This window comes from Micromonospora sp. HB375 (assembly GCF_017872985.1).
Lineage (GTDB): Bacteria > Actinomycetota > Actinomycetes > Mycobacteriales > Micromonosporaceae > Micromonospora > Micromonospora chalcea.
The window spans coordinates 2,686,011-2,710,000 of sequence record NZ_JAGGJO010000001.1; the positions used below are offsets into that span (position 1 = coordinate 2,686,011).

The 23,990-nt window shown below is 67.0% G+C and carries 21 protein-coding genes and 1 pseudogene (1 of these 22 only partly in view); 8 read left to right on the forward strand and 14 right to left on the reverse strand.

Features of this window, described 5'->3' with window-relative positions:
* Window positions 1–98: 98 nt before the first annotated feature.
* Window positions 99–1,058 carry a phage major capsid protein gene (locus J3R08_RS12530; RefSeq protein ID WP_209961196.1) on the reverse strand — a complete coding sequence of 320 codons (960 nt, stop codon included), beginning with the start codon at window positions 1,056–1,058 and terminating at the stop codon, window positions 99–101.
* 605 nt (window positions 1,059–1,663) lie between these two features.
* A complete protein-coding gene (locus J3R08_RS12535; protein WP_209961198.1) occupies window positions 1,664–2,233 on the reverse strand; it encodes a hypothetical protein in 570 nt (189 codons plus the stop codon).
* 2,947 nt (window positions 2,234–5,180) lie between these two features.
* Here J3R08_RS12535 and J3R08_RS12540 point away from each other — a divergent pair.
* Entirely contained in the window at window positions 5,181–6,053 is an 873-nt protein-coding gene (locus J3R08_RS12540) for a hypothetical protein (protein ID WP_209961200.1), read from the forward strand.
* A 559-nt stretch (window positions 6,054–6,612) separates the two neighbouring features.
* On the opposite strand, the gene J3R08_RS12545 is transcribed toward J3R08_RS12540, so the two are convergent.
* Entirely contained in the window at window positions 6,613–7,380 is a 768-nt protein-coding gene (locus J3R08_RS12545; protein WP_209961202.1) for a tyrosine-type recombinase/integrase, read from the reverse strand.
* A gap of 11 nt (window positions 7,381–7,391) precedes the next feature.
* Here J3R08_RS12545 and J3R08_RS12550 point away from each other — a divergent pair.
* Together J3R08_RS12550 and J3R08_RS12555 are read left to right on the forward strand one after the other, a co-directional pair.
* Window positions 7,392–7,775: pseudogene (locus J3R08_RS12550) on the forward strand (5,10-methylene tetrahydromethanopterin reductase); the annotation flags it as partial.
* Window positions 7,772–8,398, forward strand: a complete 627-nt coding sequence (locus tag J3R08_RS12555; RefSeq protein WP_209961204.1) for a CE1759 family FMN reductase — start codon at window positions 7,772–7,774, stop codon at window positions 8,396–8,398. The pseudogene J3R08_RS12550 and the gene J3R08_RS12555, both read left to right, overlap by 4 nt.
* Before the next feature lie 143 nt (window positions 8,399–8,541).
* Here J3R08_RS12555 and J3R08_RS12560 read toward each other — a convergent pair whose 3' ends face one another.
* Both J3R08_RS12560 and J3R08_RS12565 read right to left on the reverse strand, forming a co-directional pair.
* The gene (locus tag J3R08_RS12560; RefSeq protein WP_064448488.1) at window positions 8,542–9,426 is read right to left on the reverse strand and encodes a universal stress protein; all 885 of its coding nucleotides are present in this window, start codon (window positions 9,424–9,426) and stop codon (window positions 8,542–8,544) included.
* 71 nt (window positions 9,427–9,497) lie between these two features.
* Window positions 9,498–10,406, reverse strand: a complete 909-nt coding sequence (locus tag J3R08_RS12565; RefSeq protein WP_209961206.1) for a universal stress protein — start codon at window positions 10,404–10,406, stop codon at window positions 9,498–9,500.
* 158 nt (window positions 10,407–10,564) lie between these two features.
* Here J3R08_RS12565 and J3R08_RS12570 point away from each other — a divergent pair, with 158 nt between their 5' ends.
* Window positions 10,565–11,035, forward strand: a complete 471-nt coding sequence (locus tag J3R08_RS12570) for a cyclic nucleotide-binding domain-containing protein (RefSeq protein WP_043324912.1) — start codon at window positions 10,565–10,567, stop codon at window positions 11,033–11,035.
* 12 nt (window positions 11,036–11,047) lie between these two features.
* On the opposite strand, the gene pflA is transcribed toward J3R08_RS12570, so the two are convergent.
* The 5 genes from pflA to ppdK form a co-directional block, all read right to left on the reverse strand.
* A complete protein-coding gene (gene pflA / locus J3R08_RS12575) occupies window positions 11,048–11,833 on the reverse strand; it encodes a pyruvate formate-lyase-activating protein (protein ID WP_209961208.1) in 786 nt (261 codons plus the stop codon).
* Window positions 11,830–14,073, reverse strand: coding sequence for a formate C-acetyltransferase (gene pflB / locus J3R08_RS12580; RefSeq protein WP_064448486.1), 2,244 nt, complete (start codon window positions 14,071–14,073; stop codon window positions 11,830–11,832). The genes pflA and pflB overlap by 4 nt, the downstream gene beginning before the upstream one ends.
* A gap of 63 nt (window positions 14,074–14,136) precedes the next feature.
* A complete protein-coding gene (gene adhP / locus J3R08_RS12585; protein WP_064448485.1) occupies window positions 14,137–15,147 on the reverse strand; it encodes an alcohol dehydrogenase AdhP in 1,011 nt (336 codons plus the stop codon).
* 170 nt (window positions 15,148–15,317) lie between these two features.
* A complete protein-coding gene (locus tag J3R08_RS12590) occupies window positions 15,318–15,773 on the reverse strand; it encodes a hypothetical protein (protein WP_064448484.1) in 456 nt (151 codons plus the stop codon).
* Window positions 15,774–15,785: 12 nt separating this feature from the next.
* The gene (ppdK, locus tag J3R08_RS12595) at window positions 15,786–18,446 is read right to left on the reverse strand and encodes a pyruvate, phosphate dikinase (protein ID WP_064448483.1); all 2,661 of its coding nucleotides are present in this window, start codon (window positions 18,444–18,446) and stop codon (window positions 15,786–15,788) included.
* Window positions 18,447–18,579: 133 nt separating this feature from the next.
* Here ppdK and J3R08_RS12600 point away from each other — a divergent pair, with 133 nt between their 5' ends.
* From J3R08_RS12600 to J3R08_RS12610, 3 genes are all read left to right on the forward strand, one after another.
* Window positions 18,580–19,083, forward strand: coding sequence for a GNAT family N-acetyltransferase (locus J3R08_RS12600; RefSeq protein ID WP_113973125.1), 504 nt, complete (start codon window positions 18,580–18,582; stop codon window positions 19,081–19,083).
* A gap of 9 nt (window positions 19,084–19,092) precedes the next feature.
* The gene (locus J3R08_RS12605; RefSeq protein ID WP_043324908.1) at window positions 19,093–19,719 is read left to right on the forward strand and encodes a hypothetical protein; all 627 of its coding nucleotides are present in this window, start codon (window positions 19,093–19,095) and stop codon (window positions 19,717–19,719) included.
* A gap of 144 nt (window positions 19,720–19,863) precedes the next feature.
* The gene (locus tag J3R08_RS12610; RefSeq protein WP_043324907.1) at window positions 19,864–21,219 is read left to right on the forward strand and encodes a hemolysin family protein; all 1,356 of its coding nucleotides are present in this window, start codon (window positions 19,864–19,866) and stop codon (window positions 21,217–21,219) included.
* Window positions 21,220–21,244: 25 nt separating this feature from the next.
* Here the strand turns inward: J3R08_RS12610 and J3R08_RS12615 are convergent, their stop codons facing one another.
* The 4 genes from J3R08_RS12615 to J3R08_RS12630 all read right to left on the reverse strand — a co-directional run bounded on the left by J3R08_RS12615 (window position 21,245) and on the right by J3R08_RS12630 (window position 23,613).
* Window positions 21,245–21,562 carry a hypothetical protein gene (locus tag J3R08_RS12615; protein ID WP_064448481.1) on the reverse strand — a complete coding sequence of 106 codons (318 nt, stop codon included), beginning with the start codon at window positions 21,560–21,562 and terminating at the stop codon, window positions 21,245–21,247.
* On the reverse strand, window positions 21,549–21,929 hold the full coding sequence (locus J3R08_RS12620) for a hypothetical protein (RefSeq protein ID WP_043324905.1): 381 nt from the start codon (window positions 21,927–21,929) through the stop codon (window positions 21,549–21,551). Before J3R08_RS12620 ends, J3R08_RS12615 begins: the two co-directional genes overlap by 14 nt.
* The gene (locus J3R08_RS12625) at window positions 21,926–23,152 is read right to left on the reverse strand and encodes an NRAMP family divalent metal transporter (protein WP_043324904.1); all 1,227 of its coding nucleotides are present in this window, start codon (window positions 23,150–23,152) and stop codon (window positions 21,926–21,928) included. The genes J3R08_RS12620 and J3R08_RS12625 overlap by 4 nt, the downstream gene beginning before the upstream one ends.
* 71 nt (window positions 23,153–23,223) lie before the next feature.
* Window positions 23,224–23,613, reverse strand: a complete 390-nt coding sequence (locus tag J3R08_RS12630) for a PaaI family thioesterase (protein ID WP_043324903.1) — start codon at window positions 23,611–23,613, stop codon at window positions 23,224–23,226.
* 101 nt (window positions 23,614–23,714) lie between these two features.
* Here J3R08_RS12630 and tyrS point away from each other — a divergent pair, with 101 nt between their 5' ends.
* Window positions 23,715–23,990, forward strand: partial view of a tyrosine--tRNA ligase gene (gene tyrS / locus J3R08_RS12635; RefSeq protein WP_166456428.1) — the start only. The gene runs 1,008 nt beyond the window's last position; 276 of the gene's 1,284 nt are visible here — the first part of the coding sequence; its start codon is at window positions 23,715–23,717; its stop codon lies beyond the right edge, outside the window.

A 23,990-nucleotide genomic window follows, 5' to 3' on the forward strand; every position in this document is an offset into this window, starting at 1 on the left:
TTGGAACTTTAGAGAGAGGGTCTTTTTTATATGGGTGTTTTGCAAACGAAACCTCAGGAGCGAGGAAACATTAGAAGCCTTTAAGGGCTTCGAAAGGCTTAGCTACCTACGGTGTTGTCCGCAGCAACCAGAGCGAACGGAGAGCGGGCAGTAGTGGTGTTCTGGTAAGTCGCAGGGTTTGCGATACCAAAACCAACACGCATAACTACACGGAGAATCTTGGAGTCCTGCTGCATCGCGTTGAAGATAACCGCACCGTTGTTGTCAGTCACAACCGCGTCGGTGTGAACGGTGTAAGTCACGTCCTGGCGTACGCCTAGAAGTGCCTTGTTCCAATCACCGGCAATCACGGAAACGTCCTGATCCCATGCACCATTAGTGCTTTCAACAGCCGGAAGACCGTAAAGACCGTCTCCGCCATCCTCGCCGACAAGGGTAGTGAACAGCGGTCCGCCATTAGCGTCACGCTCGCCAAGCAGGTCCCACTTTAGACCGTTGCGAACAGCGAAAGCGTTAACTGAGAAACCATCGGCAACAACTAGCTTTGCCGCATCTGCGACTAGCTTTCCGAAGTCATCCGGGTTAGAAACCGGACGCTCGACGTAGTTACCAGCAGCGGCGGCGGATGCGTAAACCGAGGTGTTCCAGGAAGCAGGCTTGTTCACGCCGAACAGAGCAGCGTTATCAATCTTGCGTCCCATTGCCTCAGCAACAAGAGGCTTAACCTCTTCCCAAATCGGGATCTGAGAGTCATCAAAGAACTCATCCGGAACGATAACCAGAGTCGCAAGCGCTTCCGCAGTCAGCTCGACACCATCGAACTTAACGGTAGTGGTCTGCTTTAGACCAGTGTCACCATCAACCCAATACGCCTCGGGAAGACCGGCGATTAGAGGCTGACGAGACTTCTTGCTAGTCATCGGAACCTTACGCGCTAGGCGCATTACAACCGACTCAGAAGCCGCAGCCTTAACAACATCGTTAGCAACGCGCTCCGGCATTTCAATTGCCGTATTCTGAGAACGGCTAACCATCTGTGAATCATTTAGATATGCCATTTGTGTAAATCCTTAATGTAGTAATCGAAAGTTTCTTTTTCGGCACGGCAAAGAACAGAGCCATGCCGTCGATTACTCACCAGGAGTTTTCTTCGCTATGAATCTTCGAGATTCGGGAAGAACATGCTTTTGCCTTAGACAGGATGGGTTGACTGATCCAAAAGACCCGTCTGCCTATGGCGTAGAAAAGGGGAGTCGCCAGGACTCCCTAACGGTCATAAGACCTAGAGGCAACTGTGTTGCCGACCCCTCTGCATTAGAGGGAAGCTTGATTTCCAGCCGTCACCTAGAGTTCAGCCGGCCTGACCATTCGGTCATTAAAAATCTACGATTTTGCCGACGCGGCCAGTAAAAGCGATTAGAGAGAGGAATTGCCTACAGGTAAGAACTTGGTAGGTCGATCCAGTCCAGATCATCAAACTTGCAAGATTCGTCGCTCGACTCTGCCACTTGCACGCGAGTAACGCCTTCTAGGCGTCCATGAACCTTTGCGTTTGCCATTGGTCCGGTAAAGATATCGATAGTCTCATCATTAAAAGTCTTGTCGTCTACCTGCAAAGCCGCTAACGGCTTAGCCGTATCGGCACAACGAAAGTAGATAGTCCTCATGAGTTCTTCTTTCTGTAGGGCTTACGGGCCGGAACGTATGGCGTTCCGTTCATGGTGTCGACCAGAGCGGTAACAGCCTTGTCAACAATCCTCCGCTCATAAGATGCATTAGCAGGCTTCTCGCCTAGCGCATACTGCTTATAGATTGCCGCGCGATAGCGCAGAGGTAGCTGTCTAAAGGCAGCCTTGATATCGGCTGCCATATCCATAGCGTCAGAGCCTTTTAGAAGTGATTCGTAGTCATCTGGAATATCGGACTCATCCAGCGGTCCCGAGAAGACAGAATCAAGTAACCCTGCAACCTCAGACTTCCGGTAGTAATACTGATCCTGAGAGTGCAACAGCTCTGCCCTCTGCTGACTGCAAATCACGTGGCAAATCTTCCGCGCCATGCCGACGGGCTTACCGATCGAATCCATTACGTCCTGAGACTCTTCTAGGATCGGCTTTAGCTGAAAGAAGACAGCATCAAAATCCAGTCCTGAATAATCGGCAATCACATACGACGTGATCTTATGGGCGTCTAGCGGGCTTTGCCCTAAAGGATCTGCGATCCGAGACACCATTACTTCACCTCCTGATATTGCCGGATTGGATAGCCTGGTTTCAGGCTCAGAGGACAGGAATTGCACCGCACGGCCCGTTATCCCTAGGCCGTACGCAAACCCAACCGCAGCCCCTTCACCGGGCGGGAAGAAAGCGCTAGGGGGTTGCCCCCCTATACCCATGCATCATCACGCACAGGAATAACTCCGAAGGAATGCACGCACATACTCAGCCACGCAATAAAGAATGCACATTCTTTATGCCGAACGCTCATGCAATGAGACATATAAACGAGAGATCATCAGACGTGTTTTGTTTATTGTCTAATGAATTCGCCACTATATGCGTAACTCATTAGCTCTATGTGATCATTCTTTGTGTTTATCTGTGATCTTCTGCGGATAGCCTCAGACAGCCTGAAAGGCTGCGTCTAGACCAGGACCAGGGAAGAGAGCGCTACGGCCGTTAGAAGCGCTCTCAGGCACGCTAGCCGTACGTGCTAGGCGTGTTGGTTGGTGTGTGGTCTGGTTGTGCGTCAGCACCAGGGGGGAGGGCTTGTCGCTAGGCGGGGTAAACCCAAGCATCCCCGCTATGTAGTTACTGCCCCAGCAGGAACGCTGACTAGGGATTAATGGCGTTGCCCTGAACTACAGGAGGCGGTTTTGCTGGATCTGCTCCGGGCTAGGAACAGGCCCGGGGAGAGGAACCTTTGGAGCGCTCATAGCCAACCCCCAGGAATAAGAGAATTAGCAAACAGCGTGACCTGTAAAAAGTCGGCTTCATAAACGTTGGGCGAGATTTCCTCGCCATGCTCTGCGCAGTATCTACGGAGTTCTTCAAGGTATGAAGGGGAGTCGGTAACAGGAGTCGAAAGGAAGTAGTCAGTCTCGTGCATGCCGTTGTCTCTGAAGGTTGACTTGAGAATGTCTACCATCTCATCAATCCCACACGTACCGATAGAGACTCTTCCGCCATTGCCCTTTAGAACATATAGACGTCTGAGGTAATTATCGGTTCCCCTCTCGGGAGTCTGGTACGGACCGATTCTGTCGTGCATTTCAAACCCCCTTTAGGGATTAGGTGGGTCACAAAGCAAAGAGGGCTAAAGCCCTTAGAGCCGTAGGCAAGACACGTAGTGTCTCTAAGCCTTTCAGGCTGCTTGCTTTGCCCATTAGGGTTAACTGTGTTAATGACGAAAAGAGAAAGAAATGAGAAAGGGCCGGGCTGCCGCTCCGACCCAATCTCCGATACTAATACTTCTTACATGAGAGAAGCCGTCTACATGGCTTCTAATCCGCCGGGCTTACTCGGCGGAAACTAAACCACAGGTTTAAAGGCCCTGCGGGACGTTTAAAGGGGGGTTGGTGAAAGGAACCACGAACTAACGTTCGCCTGTAAGGCAAAGCGAAAGCTTTGTGGGAAAAGAAAGCCAACCCCCGGCATTACAAGAACATCTTTAGGAGATAAGAACGATTAACCTCGTTCACATCTGTATTACTAGCCTCCGACAAATCAGAGGACGGAGGGAACCCATTCCCTCTCGGGCACCCCGGGAAGCTTGTTGCCGAAACTGTCCCACGGGTTAGCTCCGAACATCTGGCATGGAACTAGCCGACGGTAGAAGGTGTGAAGGGCAATCATGTCGACGCACCAGCGATTAGGCCCTGCGGATGGGCCGGAAGTAGCACGATAACCATGCTCCTGTGCTACGGCTTCTAACCGGCGTAAAGCCTCGGAAGCCTGAGCTTCCGGTAAGTCATCGGTATAGATACGTCTAGGACGAGTAGAAGAGACTTCGTTACGGACACGATCAACCACGCTTGCAAGGTTGTCTGTAACGCCGATCTCGGCGTGTCCTGGGATTAGTTCGATAGCGTAAACAATCATGGTGGGTTTCCTTGGTAGCTGTTTGAATCTCTCACCCTCTATAAGGCGGGCGAGTTTTCAGGATCTAGGACATACGGCTAGCGGCTGAGATATCTCTCCCGATGGTTTCGCTTCCTAAGCTGATTCACTCCCATGCAGTGCTTTCCTGCCGGTGCTCCACACTTAGGGCAATCAACGGCAGTTCTAGTGGAGATTCGGGCTGAGCTGTAATCTCTGAGGATCGATCGTTTAGACATAGCTGTCTCTTTCGGCTAAATAAGTTACTCATCAGTAACAGCGGAACACACTCTTAGGCACAGCCGAAGCTGTGCAGGTATCGGCAGAAGAAAGGGAGGGGATTCCGGCAGAATGAAATGAAGGACGGGAACCCCATAGGGCAGGGCAAGCCCTGCCTTTATCGGCATCTGAATTTCAGAAGTAGAACCCTGCGACCGTAAGGGAGCTTTCCCTCTAAAAGAATCAGAGAATTTCTAGGGAAGTTATTGCCGGTAGGAATGAAAGGGAATACCGGCATCTGAAAGTCAGAAGTCTAGATACTCCTGGCGTCGCAGACGCCATTATCTCTAACAACTATCCAAGAGAAGAATCTCTAAATTCTTCTTAGACATACTCATGCCGAAGTAGATTTCGGTTTTGTTTAATCTTCTAGGGCAACCCTTTTTCTTGGGTTGCCTATTATTTGTTTGTTTTAGTATTTTCTTTGAAGGTTTGGAAACTTTCTTTTGCCCTCACCCTTTATAAGGCGTGCAACCTTCCGGAAGGGTAGGACACAGGGCAGAGGTATGTGACGCTAGTCACAGAGGCATCCTCTAGGTCTAGGCAAGTTATTACTTCATACGTGAGAGGCGGGAAAAGCCTCCCGTCATACAACCCAACATCAGCCGGAATCCTCAGAGGGTTTCCGGCTTTTTCTATGCAGAAAATCTAGGAGAGAAAAGATGAGTGAAGACGAACGGCAGGAATACAGGACGTGTGAAGGATGCAGGGAAAGCTTCGGAGCTTTCCTGTTCCATGAGGATTCCCTGTTCTGCTACCTGTGTATGCCGCTACACCTATTAGACGAGATTATTGGAGAGAGTAATGCAGTTAGATGAACAGAGCCTAGTTTCTGGTGAGCCTATCGGCCCATGGTTAGACAACATGATTTCTGCCGAACTTTTTAGGTACCGATTAGGTGCCGACAAGGCACAGCTTCATTACCTCGTTAAGCGTCAGATGATGGAATACACGGAAGGGAATCGTACGTACTGGCATCCTGAAGCTATTGCCGAACATCACGCCGAACAGGCGAGCATTGCAGGCGAGGATTACTACAGTCGGAAGTATCCCGACAGGACTAAGCATTACAGCGCACTAAAGTATCTCAAGCTAGAAGTAGCTAGGCGAGTAAACGCAGAGGTGGAGAAGTTAGGGATTTCGACTGCCGAAAAGGAGTCGGCACTAAAGGGGTACGCACAGACTCAGCTTGAAGCATGGCCGAACGTTAACCCGATGATCCTGCGAGCGTTAGCCGATAACAGGATGAGAGACAGTGAACGGGAAGCCCTGCTGTCGCATTACCGTGACGGTATCCCGGTTAAGGAAATCCCTAACGGGGCATCGTATATCTCCAAGGGTCTAAAGAGCCTTGCCATGATTTTGGAGAAGCCTAGATGGAGCGATATTGAATACTCGCATCTGATGATGCATAGGGATCATGCGATCCCGGGCTACGTAGCTAATGCCTCTGACTATGAGCAGCGCTTGTATGCACAGCTTCATAAAGATTGCTACGGCTATGAGGCAGAGATGTTCCAATACCGCTATCCGCTTCATGTCCGCCGGATCGGTGACGCTGCTCCTGGTGCCAGTGATCTAGCTCCGACGCTTGTGGGCAGCTTTCCTCCTGGTCTAGACATCCTCGCCTCGGGAGAGGTAGCCAGAGACAGCCTAGGAGAGGCTGAGAGTGCCTAGGGTGGGTAGGACTACCCCCCATGCTCCCCAACCCTTCTACGGGCTTCTGAGGGCCGATTGCGAGGTGCGCTCCCTAGTGCACGCTCATACCGGCATGACAGACAGCAGGAGTAATCCCGTTCGGTTCTGCTGCTGTCCGCATAGGGGTACTGATAGACGTGAAGGGTTAACCCACAATCGGCACACTTCCGATAGCGGTTATCGAATGGCTCTACCTTTTCTGATCTGATAATCATTGTTCCTCCTTTTGGTTGTTTAATTGCCGCGAATGTGCGGCTAACCAAGAAATAGAGAACTAATGACGGATCAGAGGATTTAGCGCTTAGCGCAATGGCGGTTAGGGCATAAAGAAGCCCCGGACTAATGCCGGGGCATTCTCTAAGAAGATAGCTATTTAGAATTGCTGCAATCCGCTAGCTCTCCTGTGTTGGTGAACTGAAACCAGGAATGCATGTCTAGGGCTTCCGAGCAGACAGGGCAAGAGTCCTGACGAAGCATCATCTTTTTAAGGGCTTCTAGCATCGGCTTATTAACGTATACCCTCTGATGCTTTGCCATATCAGTTGCCAAGCCTGTTCATCAAATCCGAAAGATCCCGCTGTCTTGCGTGTGTGTAGAACGTTAGCGAGGTTTCCACCTTTGTATGCCGCATCTGCATTTGCAGTTGCTTAGGCGTAGCTCCGTTGTCTACCAGATGACAGGCAAACAGATGACGCAGCATGTGCGGAGAAAGCTCCGTGCCAAGCATGTAAAGGGATCGGCGTTTGATGCCGGTATGAATCGTCGCGTGATGCTTGGAGAAGTCGTCTGCCTCTCGGTACATGTCGGCAAACCAAGACGGAACGATTACCGGCCCTGATGACTTTGCCGGAAGGATTTGGTGATCTGGCGTCCGTTGCTTGTCGATCAGGATTGTTGTTCCTTTAATCTTCTGCCGTACGCAGGCTTCCCCTAGCCTCATACCGGCAAACAGAGAAGAGAATGCCTGCAACTCATAACGGCTGTCTCGGAAGGCTTCTACAACCTCTTGGAAGTCGGGAAGCTCATAAGCCTTGCTCTTGGCTCTTGGCAAAGGAACTTTGATGCCAAGCATGGAGCGGATATTAGTTGCATGCTTACGCCGTGTGGATTCGGTCAGAATCCTTTGCAGTCTGCGAGATACGAACCTGATCGAAGCTTCGGAGAAAGGAACATCTTCCAAATCAAGGGCTTTTAGTGTCTGTAGGTAATTCCGGTAGGTCGAATCTCTGATACTTCTCTGTTCTAGATTCTCTAGGGCTACTTCTTTGCATGTTGGCCCGTGGGGCTTCTTTTCATGCAGAGTCACGGATCTACTCCTTCATGCGCCGCAACTCCCAGGACGCGGTACGCGAGTTCCGCCCCTACTTCGACAACGCCCCGGTCTACGGGCACGGCCCGTCGCTGGAGGAGTTCACCCGCGAGACGCCGCTGACGGTGGGCAGCCCGCAGCAGGTCATCGACCGGACGCTGGGCTTCCGCGAGTACGTCGGCGACTACCAGCGGCAGCTGTTCCTGATCGACCACGCCGGCCTGCCGCTGAAGACGGTGCTGGAGCAGCTCGACCTGCTGGGCGAGGAGGTGGTCCCGGTGCTGCGCAAGGAGTTCGACTCGCTGCGTCCCGCGCACGTGCCCGAGGCGCCCACCCACGCCGGCCTGCTGGCCGCCCGCGACGCCGCGCCGGCCGACGGGGAGCAGCGATGACCCGTCGTACCCTGGCGGTCGTCTCGGCCGGGCTCGCCCAGCCGTCGTCCACCCGCCTGCTCGCCGACCAGCTCGCCGCGGCCGCCCGCGACGAGCTGGCCGGGCGCGGCGCGACGGTGGAGCTGCGCACCGTGGAGCTGCGCGAGCACGCCCACGACGTGGTGAACCACCTGCTCACCGGCTTCGCGCCGGCCGCGCTGCGACAGACACTCGACGCCGTGGCGGCCGCCGACGCGCTGATCGCGGTGACGCCGATCTTCAACGCGTCCTACAACGGGCTGTTCAAGTCGTTCTTCGACGTGATCGACCGGGACACGCTCGCGGGCAAGCCGGTGCTGATCGGGGCGACCGGCGGCACCGCCCGGCACTCCCTCGCGCTGGAGCACGCGGTCCGGCCGATGTTCACGTACCTGCGGGCGGCGACGCTGCCCACGGCGGTGTTCGCCGCGCCGGAGGACTGGGCCGGTGACGACGGGGACAGCGCGTTGCGGTCCCGGATCCGCCGGGCCGCCGGCGAGCTGGCCGAGCAGGTGGACCGCCGCCCGCCCGCGACCGGCCCGGCCGACCCGTTCGCGCTCACCACCGACTTCGCCGACCTGCTCGCCGGCCGCGACCCGGCCTGACGCCGCGGCGTCTGACGCTCGCGCCACGAAGCACCCGGCCGTAGACGCCCACATCGATCACGCGAGCGTAGGGCCATGCACGACCGGGCCGAAGCAGCCTGGCGGACTCCGGGCCGGCGCGGGGCCGCCGCCCGCGAGGCGGCTCAGTCGTCGGCCGGCTCGGGCCGGTGGGCGACGAGCACCGGGCAGTGGGAGTGCTGCACCATTGCCTGGCTGACCGAGCCGAGCAGCAGCCCGACGAAGCCGCCCCGGCCCCGGGAGCCGACCACCACGAGCGCCGCCTCGCCGCTGGCCTCGACGAGCGCGGTCTCCGGCGAGGGGGAGGTGACGGACCGCTCCGTCACCCGCAGGCCCGGATGCGCCGACCGGACCCGGTCCGCGGCCTCGGCCAGCAGTCCCGCCGCCTCGGCCCGCTCGGCGGTGGACGCCTCCGCCGCGACCTCGGGCGCCACCGCGCCGCGTTCCGGCGACCGGACGTGCATCAGCACCAGCTCCGCGTCGCGCCGCTCGGCCTCGTCGGCAGCCAGCTCGATCGCGTACGCGGCCGAGTCGGAGCCGTCCACGCCGACCAGCACCGGCCCGTCCACCGGAATCGGCTGCTCCTCCGGGCGGACGATCAGCACCGGGCAGTGCCCGTGCTGCGCGAGCTGCCCGCTGACCGAGCCGAGCAGCAGGCCGGCGAAACCGCCCACGCCCCGGCTGCCCACCACGACCAGCTCGGCGCGGCGGGACTCCTCGACCATCGTCGCGCCCGGACCGCCGGCCACCTGGCGCACCTGCACCCGCAGGCCCGGGTGCCGCTCGGTCAGGTCGGCGGCGACCGACTCGAGCATCTTCTCCGCCTCCGCGGTGGGCGCCGGCACCCCCAGGTCGTACGGGTTGAGCGGCACGCCGTAGCCGAGCGGGTGCAGGTAGCCGTGCACCAGCACCAGCGGCCGGGAACGTGCCACGGCGGTCGCGGCAGCCAGGTCGGCGGCGGCCAGGCTGGACGGCGATCCGTCCACTCCCACCACGACGGGTCGGTTCATCAGGTCTGTTCCCTCCGGTCGGCTCAGGCCATTGTGGCGGTCCCGGCGGCGCCGGGACCGCCGAACCGGGGTCAGCGTTCCCGGCCCCCGCGGTGCCGGACGACGGCCAGCGGGCTGTAGCAGTGGTGCAGCACGGCGTGGCTGACCGAGCCGAGCAGCAGCGAGCCGAGGCTACCCCGCCCGTGCGCGCCGACCACCGTCAGCTGCGCCCCGACGGACTCCTCGACCAGCACCCGGGCCGGCGTGGCGGCGGCGACCAGCTTCGGCCGCACCGTGACCTCCGGGTAGCGCTCGGTCCAGCCGGCGACCGCCTCGGCCAGCACCCGCTGCTCGTCGGCGCGCAACTGCTCCGGCTCGTACGCCAGCGGCAGGACGTCGCCGAACGCCTCGCGGTAGCTCACCGGCTGCGGGTACAGCCAGGTGTGCACCACCACCAGCTCGGCGTCGCGCGCCGCGGCCTCGGCGAACGCGAACCCGACCGCCTCGTCGGACAGCGCGGACCCGTCCACGCCGACCACCACCGGGCCGTCGGCGCGGGCCTCGCCCCGGGCGACGAGCACCGGGCAGTCCGCGCGGGCGGAGAGCTGCACCGCCGCCGAGCCGACCAGGAGTTCGGCGAAGCCGCCCAGGCCCCGGTGGCCCAGCACGAGCAGCGCGGCGTCGCGGCTCTCCCGCAGCAGCACCGCGACCGGCCCGCCGTCGACCACCGCGCCGGTCACCGCCAGCTCCGCGTCGACCTTGCGGGCCTCGTCCACCGCCTCCTCGACCAGCTTCTCGGCCTCCTGGCGCAGCTCGATGTCGGGCAGCACCGGGGCGACCATGCCCAGCGGCGTGCCGACCAGCGGCCACAGGAAGGCGTTCACCACCCGCAGCGGCCGGTGCCGCAGCACCGCCTCTCGTGCGGCCAGCCGTACCGCGTCCAGCGCGGACGGGGAGCCGTCCACGCCCACCACGACGGGGGCACCGGTCCTGTCGGTCATCACGTCCTCCTTCGGTTCCCCCTCAGCCTGCGCCGACGGCCCCCACCTGGGCAGAGTCGATCCGCCCGGCACGGCCGGGACCATCGGCCCCTACCGGCCGGGCCGTTCGCGAGGTGGAATGGGAACCAGTGCTCCCTCCTGTCGATCCTGGAGGCGCGATGACCCCGCTGGAAATGCTCCGCGTCCACCCCTTCCTGGCCGGGCTGCCCGACGAGTGGCTGCCCCGGCTCACCGGGTACGCCCGCCCGGTGGTCTGGCACCCCGGGCACCGGCTGTTCCGCGCCGGCGCGCCGGCCGACCGGTTCTGGCTCGTCCGCGGCGGCCAGGTGGCGCTCGACTTCCCGGTGCCGGGCCGCGGCGACGTGGGCATCGAGACGATCGGCCCGGGCGGCGTGCTCGGCTGGTCCTGGCTGTTCCCGCCGTACCGCTGGCAGTTCGGCGCGGTCGCCACCCAGCGCAGCACCGCCGTCGAACTCGACGCCGACGGGGTACGCCGGCTGATGGAGTCCGACGACACGCTCGGCCGCCAGCTCACCAGCCGGTTCATGAGCGTGGTGGTGGACCGCCTCCAGGCGTCCCGGGTCCGGCTGCTCGACCTCTACGGCTACCCGACGGCCGCAGCCAGCTGAACCGGCGCGCGGTCAGGTGACGGTGAGACCCCGGGCGGCGAACTGACCGCGTACCCGGGTCAGCAGGTCGGCGTCCGGCGGCTCGGTGTCCGCCAGCGGGAACGTCAGCCCCAGCTCGGCGTACTTGTGCGCACCGAGCCGGTGGAACGGCAGCACCTCCACGCGCTGCAGCGTGGCCAGCCCGGCCGCGATGTCGGCCACCCGCTCCACCTCGTCGACCGCGTCGGTCAGGCCGGGCACCAGCACGTACCGGATCCACATCGGCGTACCCCGGTCGGCCAGCCGTTGCGCGAACCGCAACGTCGGCGCGAGCCGGCCGGTGCCGGTGACCCGGCGGTACGTCTGCCGGTTGCCCGCCTTCACGTCGAGCAGCACCAGGTCGGTGGCGTCCAGAAGCGTGTCGTCGGCGCGGACGCCGAGGAAGCCGGAGGTGTCCAGCGCGGTGTGCAGGCCCAGGTCGACGTGACAGCGCCGCAGCAGCTCCCGGGTGAACGCCGGTTGCAGCAGCGGCTCCCCGCCGCTCACCGTGACGCCGCCCCCGGCCACCTGGATGAACCGGCGGTACCGGCCGGCGAGCGCGACCATCTCGTCCACGCTGCGGCGGCGGCCGCTGCGGCCGTACCAGGTGTCCGGGCTGTGGCAGTAGCGGCAGCGCAGCGGGCAACCGGCCAGGAAGACCACGAACCGGGTGCCCGGCCCGTCCACCCCGACCGAGGTGTCCCAGGAGTGCACCGCGCCGGTGACGCACCCCGGCGCCGCCGCAGTCACCTGCGGCGGCGCGGGCGGGCGGCCGTTCACAGCGACCCGTGGAAGGTCCGCGACACCACGTCGCGCTGCTGCTCCGGCGTGAGCCGCACGAAGTTCACCGCGTACCCGGAGACCCGGACGGTGAGCTGCGGGTACCGCTCCGGGTGCGCCATCGCGTCCAGCAGCGTGGCCCGGTCCAGCACGTTGACGTTGAGGTGGAACCCGCCGGCGTCGGCGTAGCCGTCGAGCACCCCGGCCAGGTTCGCGATCCGCTCGTCGCGGGTGTGGCCCAGGCCGTCCGGCGTGACGGTGCCGGTCAGCGAGATGCCGTCGCGGGCCGCGTCGTACGGCAGCTTCGCCACCGACAGCGCGGACGCGACCAGGCCGTGCGTGTCCCGCCCGTTCATCGGGTTCGCCCCCGGCGCGAACGGCTCACCGGCGCGCCGCCCGTCCGGCGTGTTGCCGGTGTGCTTGCCGTACACCACGTTCGAGGTGATGGTGAGCACCGACATGGTCAGCTCCGCGTCGCGGTACGTGCGCTGCCGGCGCAGCTTCTCCGCGAACGTCTCGACCAGCCACACCGCGATCTCGTCGGCCCGGTCGTCGTCGTTGCCGTACGTCGGGAACTCGCCCTCGACCGCGTAGTCGACCGCCAGCCCGGACTCGTCGCGCAGCACCTTGACCCGGCCGTACCGGATGGCCGACAGGCTGTCCACGGCGACCGACAGGCCGGCGATGCCGGTGGCCATGAAGCGGCGCACCGGGTGGTCGTGCAGCGCCATCTCCAGCCGCTCGTAGGCGTACCTGTCGTGCTGGTGGTGGATCACGTTCAGCGCGTCCACGTACGTCTGCGCCAGCCAGTCCAGCGTGCGGTCGTACGCGGCCAGCACCTCGTCGTAGTCGAGCGTCTCGCCGCCGACCGGCGCGGCCGGCGGGGCGACCTGCGCGCCGGACAGCTCGTCGCGGCCGCCGTTGATCGCGTACAGCAGCGCCTTCGCCAGGTTCGCCCGGGCGCCGAAGAACTGCATGTCCCGGCCGACCCGCATGGCCGACACGCAGCAGGCGATCGCGGTGTCGTCGTCGTACGCCGGGCGGATCAGCTCGTCGTTCTCGTACTGGATGGCGCTGGTGTCCAGCGACACCTGGGCGCAGAACCGCTTGAACCCCTCGGGCAGCCGCGGCGACCAGAGCACCGTCAGGTTCGGCTCCGGCGCCGGGCCGAGGTTGTACAGCGTCTGCAGGTAGCGGAACGTGGTGCGGGTGACCAGCGGCCGGCCGTCCGCGCCCATCCCGCCGAGCGACTCGGTGACCCAGGTGGGGTCGCCGGAGAAGAGCTGGTCGTACTCGGGGGTGCGCAGGAAGCGGATGATCCGCAGCTTGATCACGAAGTCGTCGATCAGCTCCTGCGCGCCGCTCTCGTCCAGCCGCCCCTCGGCGATGTCCCGCCGCAGGTAGGCGTCGAGGAACCCGGCGGTGCGGCCGAGCGACATGGCGGCGCCGTTCTGCTCCTTCGTGGCGGCCAGGTAGGCGAAGTAGAGCCACTGGATCGCCTGCGCGCCGGTGACGGCCGGGCGGGAGATGTCGAAGCCGTACGAGGCGGCCATCTCCTTCAGCTCGCCGAGCGCGCGGATCTGCTCGGCCAGTTCCTCCCGGTCGCGGATCACGTCGTCGGTGCTGCGCCGGTCGTCCAGCGCCGCCTTGAGCGCGCGGCGTTCCTCGATCAGCCGGTCCACGCCGTACAGCGCCACCCGGCGGTAGTCGCCGATGATCCGTCCGCGTCCGTACGCGTCGGGCAGGCCGGTGATGATGTGCGAGCGCCGGGCCGCGAGCACGGTCTCCGGGTACGCGTCGAACACCGCGTCGTTGTGCGTGCGGCGGTACCGGGTGAAGATCTCGTGCACGCGCGGGTCCGGCTCACGCCCGTACGCGCGCAGCGCCGTCTCCACCATCCGCAGCCCGCCGGCCGGCATGATCGCCCGCCGCAGCGGCGCGTCGGTCTGCAACCCGACGATCAGCTCCCGCTCCCGGTCGATGTACCCGGGCGCGTGCGAGGTGATCGTCGACGGGGTGGCCGCGTCGACGTCGTACACGCCGCGGCGCCGCTCCTCCGGGAACATGTCCCGCAGCCGGTCCCACACCGCGAGCGTGCGCGGCGTCGGCCCGGTCAGGAACGAGGCGTCCCCGGTGTACGGCTCGTGGTTGTGGCGGACGAAGTCGGCCACGTCGACTGTCTCCTGCCACGCGCCGGCGTGGAATCCGCGCCAGGGGGCCAGGGGTTCGGTGGCGGTCATGTCGGTCCCTCTCCGGGCGTCGGTGTCCCCGGTCCCCGCGGGTGCGGGGACCGGGGGCGGGGGTCAGGGCTGGAGCACGAGCCGGGCGGCGACCCGGCCGGCGAGGACGTCGTCCACCGCGTCGTTGATGTCGTCCAGCTTGCGGGTCTCGTAGACGACCCGGGTGCGGCCGGCGGCGTGCAGCGCGAAGACCTCGGCCAGGTCGGCGCGGGTGCCGACGATCGAGCCGAGCACCGTGATGCCCTTGAGCACCGTCTCGAAGACGGGCAGGGTGATCGCGTTGTCGGCGGGCAGCGACACCAGCACCAGACGGCCGCCACGGCGCAGCGAGCGGTGCGCCTGCTCGATCACCCGGGGGCTGGCGGCCAGCACGATCGCCACGTCCACGCCGCCCAGCGCGGTGATCCGCTCGACCGGGTCGGTGGTGGCGGCGTCGACAGTGTGCGCGGCGCCCAGCGAGGTGGCCAGCTCCAGCTTCTCGGCGGTCACGTCCACCGCGACCGTCTCGGCGCCGAAGATCTGCGCGTACTGCTGGGCGAGGTGACCCAGACCGCCGATGCCGAAGATCGCGACCCGCTCGCCCGGCCGTACCCCGGCGACCTTGACGGCCTTGTACGTGGTGACGCCCGCGCAGGTCAGCGGCGCGGCCTCGAACGGGTCCACGCCGTCGGGCACGCGGACCGCGTAGCGGGCCGAGGCCACCGCGTACTCGGCGTGCGCGCCGTCGATGCTGTAACCGGTGTTGCGCTGCGACTCGCACAGCGTCTCCCAGCCGGTCACGCAGTACGCGCAGGTGCCGCAGGCCCAGCCGAGCCAGGGCAGCGCGACCCGGTCGCCGACGGCGTGCTCGGTGACGCCGGGGCCGACCTGCTCGACCAGGCCGACGCCCTCGTGACCGGGTACGAACGGCGGGGTGGGCTTCACCGGCCACTCGCCGCGGGCGGCGTGGATGTCGGTGTGGCAGAGTCCGCTGGCTTCGACGCGGACCAGGATCTCGCCCGGGCCGACCTCCGGCACGGGACGCTCGGTGATCTCCATCGGACGGTCGAACGCGGTGACGACACTGGCGCGCATCGGGGGCCTCCCTCGGTCTCGTTCTCACCCTCAGCGTCGTCGGTCCGGGCGCCGCCGGGCAGGGGCGCAGGACCGCCGTGACCCGGGACCAACGGCCCCTCCGCCGAGAGCCGACGGGAGAACGGCGGTACGGCCGCCGGTGACGTACCGGCGGCCGTACCCCTGGGTGCTCAGCTGTCGACGACGAGGCGGCGGGCCCGCAGCACGCGCGCCCACCATGGCCGGTCGTCCGGGCGCAGCCGGGGCGCCGGCAGGCCGCGCAGGCTGACCCAGCCGCCCGGCCCCATGGTGACGGTGCCGACCGACGGCGGACGGCGCCGCGACCACACCGCCACGGCGGCGGTGAGCGCGGCCACCGCGAACGCGCCGGTGGCCGCGGCGACGAGCTGGTCCGGTTCGACCACGCGCCGGTAGCGGACCCGGCCACCGGCCGCGACGAACACGCCGACCGGACGGCCGTCGCGGTTCACCGGCACCAGCGCGGCGTCCCCGGGCAGCTCCAGCACCGGGCCGACCGGCCCGGCCGGGGTGGGGGTGGGCGTCGCGGGCGGAGGCGCGGCCTGCGGTGGCGCCGGCCGGGGGACCGGCGCGACCGCCGGACCGGTCGGGTTGAAGATGGCGGTCATGACGCTGCCCTCCTAGCGGGAGTCGGACTTCTCGGTACGGGCCTCGACGGCGGCCCGGCCGGCGGCCAGCCGCGCCACCGGCACCCGGTACGGCGAGCAGGAGACGTAGTCGAGCCCGGCCGCGGCGAAGAACCCGATCGAGTCCGGGTCGCCGCCGTGCTCGCCGCACACCCCGACGGTCAGGTCCGGCCGGGCCGCCCGCCCCTCGGCGACGGCGAGGCGGACCAGCCGCCCCACGCCGGTGGCGTCGATGCTCTCGAACGGCGACACCGGGAAGATCCCCCGTTCCAGGTACGTGGAGAAGAACGCCCCCTCCACGTCGTCCCGGGAGAACGCCCAGGTCATCTGCGTCAGGTCGTTGGTGCCGAAGGAGAAGAAGCGCGCCTCGGCGGCGATGTCCCCGGCGGTCAGCGCCGCCCGGGGCGTCTCGATCATGGTGCCGATCGGGATCTCCGGCGCGTCAGGCACCCCGGCCAGGACCCGCCGTGCCTCGTCCGCCACCGCGGCGAGTTCCCGCACGTCACCGACCAGCGGCACCATGATCTCCGGGCGCGGGTCACCGCCGGCCCGGACCCGCTGCGCGGCCGCCTCGGCCAGCGCCCGCACCTGCATCGCGAACAGACCCGGCACCACCAGCCCGAGCCGCACGCCGCGCAGCCCCAGCATCGGGTTCGTCTCGTGCATCCGCCGTACCGCCGCCAGCAGCACGCCGTCGTGGCCCGGTTCCTCGCCGCGCGCCTGCGCGCCCGCCACCCGGGCGGTCAGCTCGGCGAGCGGAGGCAGGAACTCGTGCAGCGGCGGGTCGAGCAGCCGCACCGTGACCGGAAGCCCGTCCATCGCGGTGAGCAGCCCGACGAAGTCGGCCCGCTGCAACGGCAGCAGCGCGTCCAGCGCCGCGCCGACCTCGGCCGGACCGTCGGCCAGGATCAGCCGCTCGACCAGTTCCCGGCGCTCGCCGAGGAACATGTGCTCGGTGCGGCACAGACCGATCCCTTTGGCGCCCAGCTCACGGGCCCGGCGCGCGTCGTCCGGGGTGTCGGCGTTGGCGTGGACGCCGAGCGTGCGTACCGCGTCGGCGTGCCCGAGCAGCCGGTGCACGGCGGCGACCAGCGGGTCGGCCTCCGGCCGCAGCTCACCGGTCAGGTACCGGGCCACCGGGGACGGCTGCACCGGCACCTCGCCGCGCCAGATCCGCCCGCTGGTGCCGTCGATCGAGATCACCTCGCCGGCGCGCACCACCTGCTCGCCCACCGTGAACTCGCCGCGCTCCACGTCGATGGTCAGCGCCTCGGCCCCGCAGACGCAGGTCCGGCCCATGCCGCGGGCCACCACGGCGGCGTGCGACGTCTTCCCACCGCGCGAGGTGAGCACCCCGACCGCGGCGATCATGCCGGGCAGGTCGTCCGGGTTGGTCTCCGGCCGGACCAGGATCACCGGCCCGGTGGACGCCGCCGCGGCGGCCGAGTCGAAGACCACCCGCCCGACCGCGGCGCCGGGGGAGGCGCCGACGCCGACGGCGAGCGGCTCGGGCGCGCCGGCGACGTCGAAGGCCGGGAACATCAGCTGGGCGAGCTGCGCGCCGGTGACCCGGGTGAGCGCCTCGTCGGCCGTGATCAGCCCTTCCTCGGCCAGCTGCGCGGCGATCACGAACGCCGCCGCCGCGGTGCGCTTGCCGACCCGGGTCTGGAGCATCCACAGCTTCCCGCGTTCGATGGTGAACTCGACGTCGCACAGGTCGCGGTAGTGCCGCTCCAGCGTCGCCATGATCTCCCGCAGCCGGTGGAAGCTCACCGGGTCGAGGTTCGCCAGCTCGGTCAGCGGCACCGTGTTGCGGATGCCCGCCACCACGTCCTCGCCCTGCGCGTCGCTCAGGTAGTCGCCGTACACGCCGGGTGCGCCGGTGGCCGGGTCGCGGGTGAACGCCACCCCGGTGCCGGAGTCCGGGCCGAGGTTGCCGAACACCATCGCCATCACGTTGACGGCGGTGCCCAGGTCGTCCGGGATGCGCTCCTGCCGCCGGTAGATCCGGGCCCGCTCCGAGTGCCAGGACTCGAACACCGCGCGCACGGCCAGGAACAGCTGCTCGTGCGGGGCCTGCGGGAAGTCGTGCCCGACGTGCCGGGCGAAGATCTTCTTGTACGTGTCGACCAGGTCGCGCAGCTGCCCGGCGCCCGGCCCACCCGGACCGGCGGTGGCCCGCAGCGCGGCCAGCTCGTGCTCGAACTCGTCGCCCGGAATGCCGTGCACGGTGCGGCCGAACATCTGGATCAGCCGCCGGTACGAGTCCCACGCGAACCGCTCGTCGCCGGTGCGGGCGGCCAGCCCCGCCACGGTGGTGTCGTTGAGCCCGATGTCGAGGATCGTCTCCATCATCCCCGGCATCGAGTACCGCCCGCCGGAGCGCACCGCCAGCAGCAGCGGGTCATGCGGGTCACCCAGCCACCGGTCCAGCCGCGCCTCCACCTCCCGCAGGTGCGCGTTTATCTCCTCGTACAGCCCGGCCGGCGGCGCCCCGGTGGCCAGGTACGCCCGGCACGCGTCGGTGGTGACGGTGAACCCGGGCGGCACCGGCAACCCGAGCCGGGTCATCTCGGCGAGGTTGGCGCCCTTGCCGCCGAGCAGGTCGGCCTGGCTGCGGTCACCCTCGATGAAGTCGTAGACGTACTTCGACATGGTCCGGCCTCCTCGACTGCGTCGTTGCACCTCCTTGGTAACCGGGCCGGCCGGCCGTGCGGCAGGGCCGGACGGGACACACACCGGGCCGGAGGTCCCGACCGTGTCGGAGGGGGCCCGTATCGTTCCGGCCGTGACGAACGAGGTGCTGCTCCGCCCGGTGCGCGACGACGACCTGCCCGCCTTCTTCGCCCACGAGCAGGACCCGCAGGCGAACTGGATGGCCGCGTTCGGCCCGAAGGATCCGTCCGACCGGGCCGCGTTCGAGGCGCACTGGGCGCGCATCCGCGCCGACGCGCGCATCGTGAACCGCGCGGTCACCGTCGACGGCCGGCTGGTCGGGCGGGTGGCGGCGTTCCCGGTCGGCGAGCAGACCGAGGTCAGCTACTGGATCGACGCGGCGTACTGGGGGCGCGGCCACGCCACCGCGGCGCTGCGCGCGCTGCTGCGCGAGGTGCCGCACCGGCCGCTGCACGCCCGCGCCGCGAAGGACAACGCCGCCTCGCTGGCGGTGCTGCGCAAGTGCGGCTTCGTCGTGGTCGGTGAGGACTCCGGGTACGCCCCGGCGCGCGGCGCCGAGGTCGAGGAGTACGTGCTGGAGCTGCCCGCCGAGGGGCCTGACCAGGCAGACCGCTAGTCTCCCCGGGTGAACTGGCTGGAACTCGTCGGCTGGGCCGGCTCCGCGCTGCTGGTCTGGTCCCTGCTGCAGACCCGGATCCTGCGGCTGCGCGCGCTCAACCTGGTCGGCTGCCTCATCCTGATCGGCTACAACACCGCCGTGCAGGTCTGGCCGATGGTGGGGCTGAACGTGGTGCTCGCCGTGATCAACGTCTGGTACCTGCGCAAGCTGCTGGCCACCCGGCACGACGAGCAGACCTACCAGGTGGTCGAGGTGGGCACCGGCGACGCCTTCCTGGCGCACACGCTGCGGGTGCACGCCGCCGACATCGCCCGCTTCAACCCCGGCTTCCGCTGGGACGCCGACGCCGACGACCGCTCGGCGTTCCTGGTGGTACGCGCCGACGAGGTGGTCGGCGTGATGCTCTCGCACGCCGAACCGGGCGGCGTGGCCCAGATCGACCTGGACTACGTGACCCCGCCGTTCCGGGACTTCACCCCGGGCGAGTTCGTCTACCGGCGCAGCCGGCTGTTCACCGACCGGGGCTTCCGCCGCGTGGTCAGCCCGCCCGGCATGGTCGCCCCCTACTACCACCGGCTCGGATTCCGGCCCGAGGGCGGCGCGTACGTGCTCGACCTGCCCGTACCGGCCTGAACCCCGCCCCCGGCGGGTGACACCGGGGCCGGTCATGATTCAGCGGCGGGCCCGCGGGGCACAGAGGGGCCACGCCGACCGGATCTGCCGGCCGGCGGGTCGGCCGTCGGCCGGCCCGGATCGGGTCGAGGGAGATAACCGGTCGTGCAGAGCTACTGGAGCCAGCTGGCCCTGGTCGGTGTGCTGGTGATCCTCAACGCGGCGTTCGCCGGCAGCGAGATGGCCCTGGTGTCCCTGCGGGACAGCCAGGTGCAGCGGCTGGAGCGCAGCGGCCGGGGCGGACGGACACTGGCCCGCCTGGCAAAGGATCCGAACCGGTTCCTGGCCACGATCCAGATCGGCATCACGCTCGCCGGGTTCCTCGCGTCCGCCGCCGCCGCGGTCTCGCTGGCCCGGCCGCTGGTGCCGCTGCTCAGCGTGTTCGGCAACGCCGCCGAGACCGTCGCCATCGTCGCGGTAACGCTGGTGCTCACGTTCGTCACGCTGGTCTTCGGCGAGCTGGCCCCGAAGCGGATCGCGATGCAGTCGGCCGAGCGGTGGGCGCTGCTGGTGGCCCGCCCGCTGGACCTGCTCTCCAGCATCACCCGGCCCGCCGTCTGGCTGCTGGGCGCCACCACCGACCTGGTGGTACGCCTGTTCGGCCTGGACCCGAAGGCCGAGCCGGACGAGATCGGCCCGGACGAGCTGCGCGACATCGTGGCCGGCAACCACGGCTTCACCAAGGAACAGCGCACGATCATCGCCGGTGCGGTGGAGATCGCGGACCGGCAGTTGCGGGCTGTGCTCGTACCCCGGTTGCAGGTCTTCACGCTCGACAGCGGCACCACCGCCGAGGCCGCGCGGCTGGTCCTGGCGGCGACCGGCCACTCCCGGGCGCCGGTGGTCCGCCACGGCGGCCTGGACGACGCGGTCGGCGTCATCCACCTGCGTGACCTGGTCGGCGTCTCCGACGACCGGCCGGTCGACGAGATCGCCCGCCCGCCCATGCTGCTGCCCGACTCGCTGCCGGTGGTCGACGCGCTGCGCCAGTTCAAGGCCGAACGCCAGCACATCGCGCTCGTGGTCGACGAGCGCGGCGCGGTCGACGGGATCGTCACGCTGGAGGACATCCTCGAGGAGATCGTCGGCGAGATCTACGACGAGACCGACCGCGACCTGCGTTCCGTGCGCACCGAGCCGGACGGCACGCTGGTGCTGCCCGGCACGTTCCCGGTGCACGACCTGACCGACCTGGGCGTGGAGCTGCCGAACCGGCCGGCGGGCGACTACACCACCGTCGCCGGGCTGGTGCTGATCTGCCTCGGGCACATTCCGACGGTGGCGGGGGAGCAGGTCACCGTCGACGGCTGGGAGCTGGCGGTGGCCGACGTCGACCAGCGGGCCATCACCGAGGTGCGGGTCCGCCGGCGCGGCCGCGGCGACGACTCCCCGGACGACGACGCCGCGGACGACGCCGGCGAGCCGGCCGACGCCCCGGAACTCGACGAAGCGCGCCGCTGACGGACGGCGTCCGGCAACTCGGGCCTCAGCGGCGTCCGGTCGGCGGGCCGAACGGGAAGCCGGGCACCGGCGGAAGCAGCTGCACCGCGTCGGCGGGCAGCTGACGGGTGCTCCGCCCGACCAGCCGGGCCACCATCCGCAGCAGCCACGGCCCGGACGGGTGCAGCTCCGGGCCGATCAGGCGGCTGATCACCCGGGTCCACCAGTGCCCGGCGACGATCACGTCGGTGATCCGCAGCCGGTCCGGCGGCCACCCGCCGCGCACCACCACGTCCACCACCCGGCCCAGCCGCCGCCCGTGCAGGTCGTAGGCGGTACGGCCGAGCAGCTCACCCGCTCGCACGGCCGGACCCGGGAATGTGCTCGATCAGGTGCCGGCGCAGCCACGCCTCCACCGGCGACGGCGGCAGGTCCGCCGCCCGGCAGCGCAGCCGCACCGCGCTGTCCACGTGGGCGACCTGCGACAGCGGTACGCGCAACGGCGGCACCGGCGGGTCGTCGGTGAACCGGTCCGCCACCGCCACCAGCAGCCGACCGACCCGCCCGCCGATCCGCTCCCCGAGCGCGCCCTGCCCGGTGAGCAGGCTGTCCACGTACGGGAAACCCTCGTCGTCGACGGCGAACGCGATGTCGTCGACCCGCCCGACCAGCCGCCCGTCCACGTCGACGATCTGCCGGTCGAGCAGCCGCTTGGCCAGCTGAACCCTCATGGACCCATCCCCGTCATGATCGCCAGTGGGATCGCGGCCACCGACGCCGCGACGATGAGCAGCAGGAACACCGCGCCGAGCAGGTTCATCCAGCGCCCGTTGACCCGGTCGCCGAGGTACCCCCTGTCGTTCGCGACCACCAGGATCGGCAGGTACGTCAGCGGCAGCACCACAGCGCTCAGCACCAGCATGTACTCGGTCAGCCGCACCGGGTCCACGGTCGTCATCAGCATCACCACGCCGAGCAGCAGACCGACCAGCAGGACGCTGTGGAACCGGGCCGCCTCCCGGGGGCGGACACGCTTGCCCCACTGCCAGCCGAAGTACTGCGCCGCCGCGTACGCCGCCGACAGGCCCGTCTCCAGCGCCGCGCCGAACGTCACCGCGAAGAACGCCAGCACGGCGGTGGCCAGGCCGGCGCCACCGAGCGCCGTGGCCACCGGCCGCGCCACCTCGTCGAGCGTACTGAGCGACACCCCGGACGGGTGGTAGGCCACCGTCGCCACGGCCACCAGCGACAACGCCAGGAACCCACCCACCGGAAAGCCGATCAGCACGTTCGACCGGGCCCGCGCCAGGTCCGCCGCGCTCCAGCGCTCCTCGACGCCGCCGGAGGAGAAGAAGAACACCTCGTACGGGCTCACCGTCGAGGCGAACAGTGCCACCGCCACGAACCAGTACAGCGGCCAGCCGTGCCCGGCCGCGCTGATCTGCCACGCGCCCTGTCCTAGTTCCGGCCAGTCGGTCGGCAGCGCCACCAGCGCGACCGCGAACACCAGCAGCGCCAGCCCGGCGAGGCCGAAGATCCGTTCCATCAGCTCGAAGCGCAGCCGCCACAGCACCAGCCAGACGGCCAGCGCGGCGAGCGGCACCCAGAACAGGTGACTCACCCGGGTGGCCAGTTGCAGCGCCAGCGCCACCCCGCCCAGCTCCGCGGCGAGCGTGACCACCGTGACCAGCCACGACGCGACCAGGTTGAGCAGCGCCACACGCGGCCCGAGCCGCTCCCGGACCAGGTCGAAGACCGCCCGCCCGCTCACCGCCGCGATCCGGCCGGCCATTTCCGCGTACGCGCAGATGCCGACCACGCCGGCCAGCAGCACCCAGGTGTGGGCCATGCCGAACAGCGCGCCGGCCTGACTGGCCGCCACCAGGTCACCGATGTCGACGAAGCCGCCGACGGCCGACAGCACGCCGAGCGTGGCGGCGAACAGCTTCCTCACGTCGGTTCGGGAGCGGACGATCTCACCGAGGCGACGATATCGGCGTCAGTGCCCGGTTTCGGGCGAATGCGTCAGGAGGCGGTCAGGTTTTGCAGGCGCACCTGGCCGCGGGCCACCAGCCGGCCGTCCGCGTCGGTGATCTCCACGAGCCAGAGCTGCTGGCTGCGGCCCCGGTGCACGGGCGTGCCGACGGCGGTCAGCTCGCCGTCGCGCACCGCGCGCAGGAAGTCGGTCTGGTTCGACACCCCGACCACGTTGCCCTTGTCGCCAAGCCAGAGCGCGCCGCCGATGCTGGCCGCCGTCTCGACCACCGAGCAGTAGACGCCACCGTGCTGGATCCCGTACGGCTGGTGCAGCTCCGGGCGCACCTTCCACCGGATCACCACCCGGTCCCCGCTGACCTCGTCGAACGTCAGGCCAAGCAGGGCCACGAAGCCACCGGTCAGGTTCGGCATGTCCACCGCGGTTCCTCCTCGCGTTCGACGGCGCCGCCAGCCTAGTCGGCCGCACCTCGGCAAACCCGGTACGGCCCGGGTCCGGTAATGGGGGAGAATCGGTGACCGTGACCGACAGCAACCTCCCGCAGGGGCGGGACTCCCTGACCGACGACCTGCTGTGGCGGGGCCTGATCCAGGACTCGACCGGCCTCGACGAGCTGCGCGACCTGCTCGGAGCCGGGCAGGCCACGTTCTATGTGGGCTTCGACCCGACCGCCCCGAGCCTGCACGTCGGCCACCTCATGCAGGTCCTCACCGCGCGCCGGCTCCAGCTCGCCGGGCACCGTCCGCTGCTGCTGGTCGGCGGCGCCACCGGCCAGATCGGTGACCCGAAGGAGAGC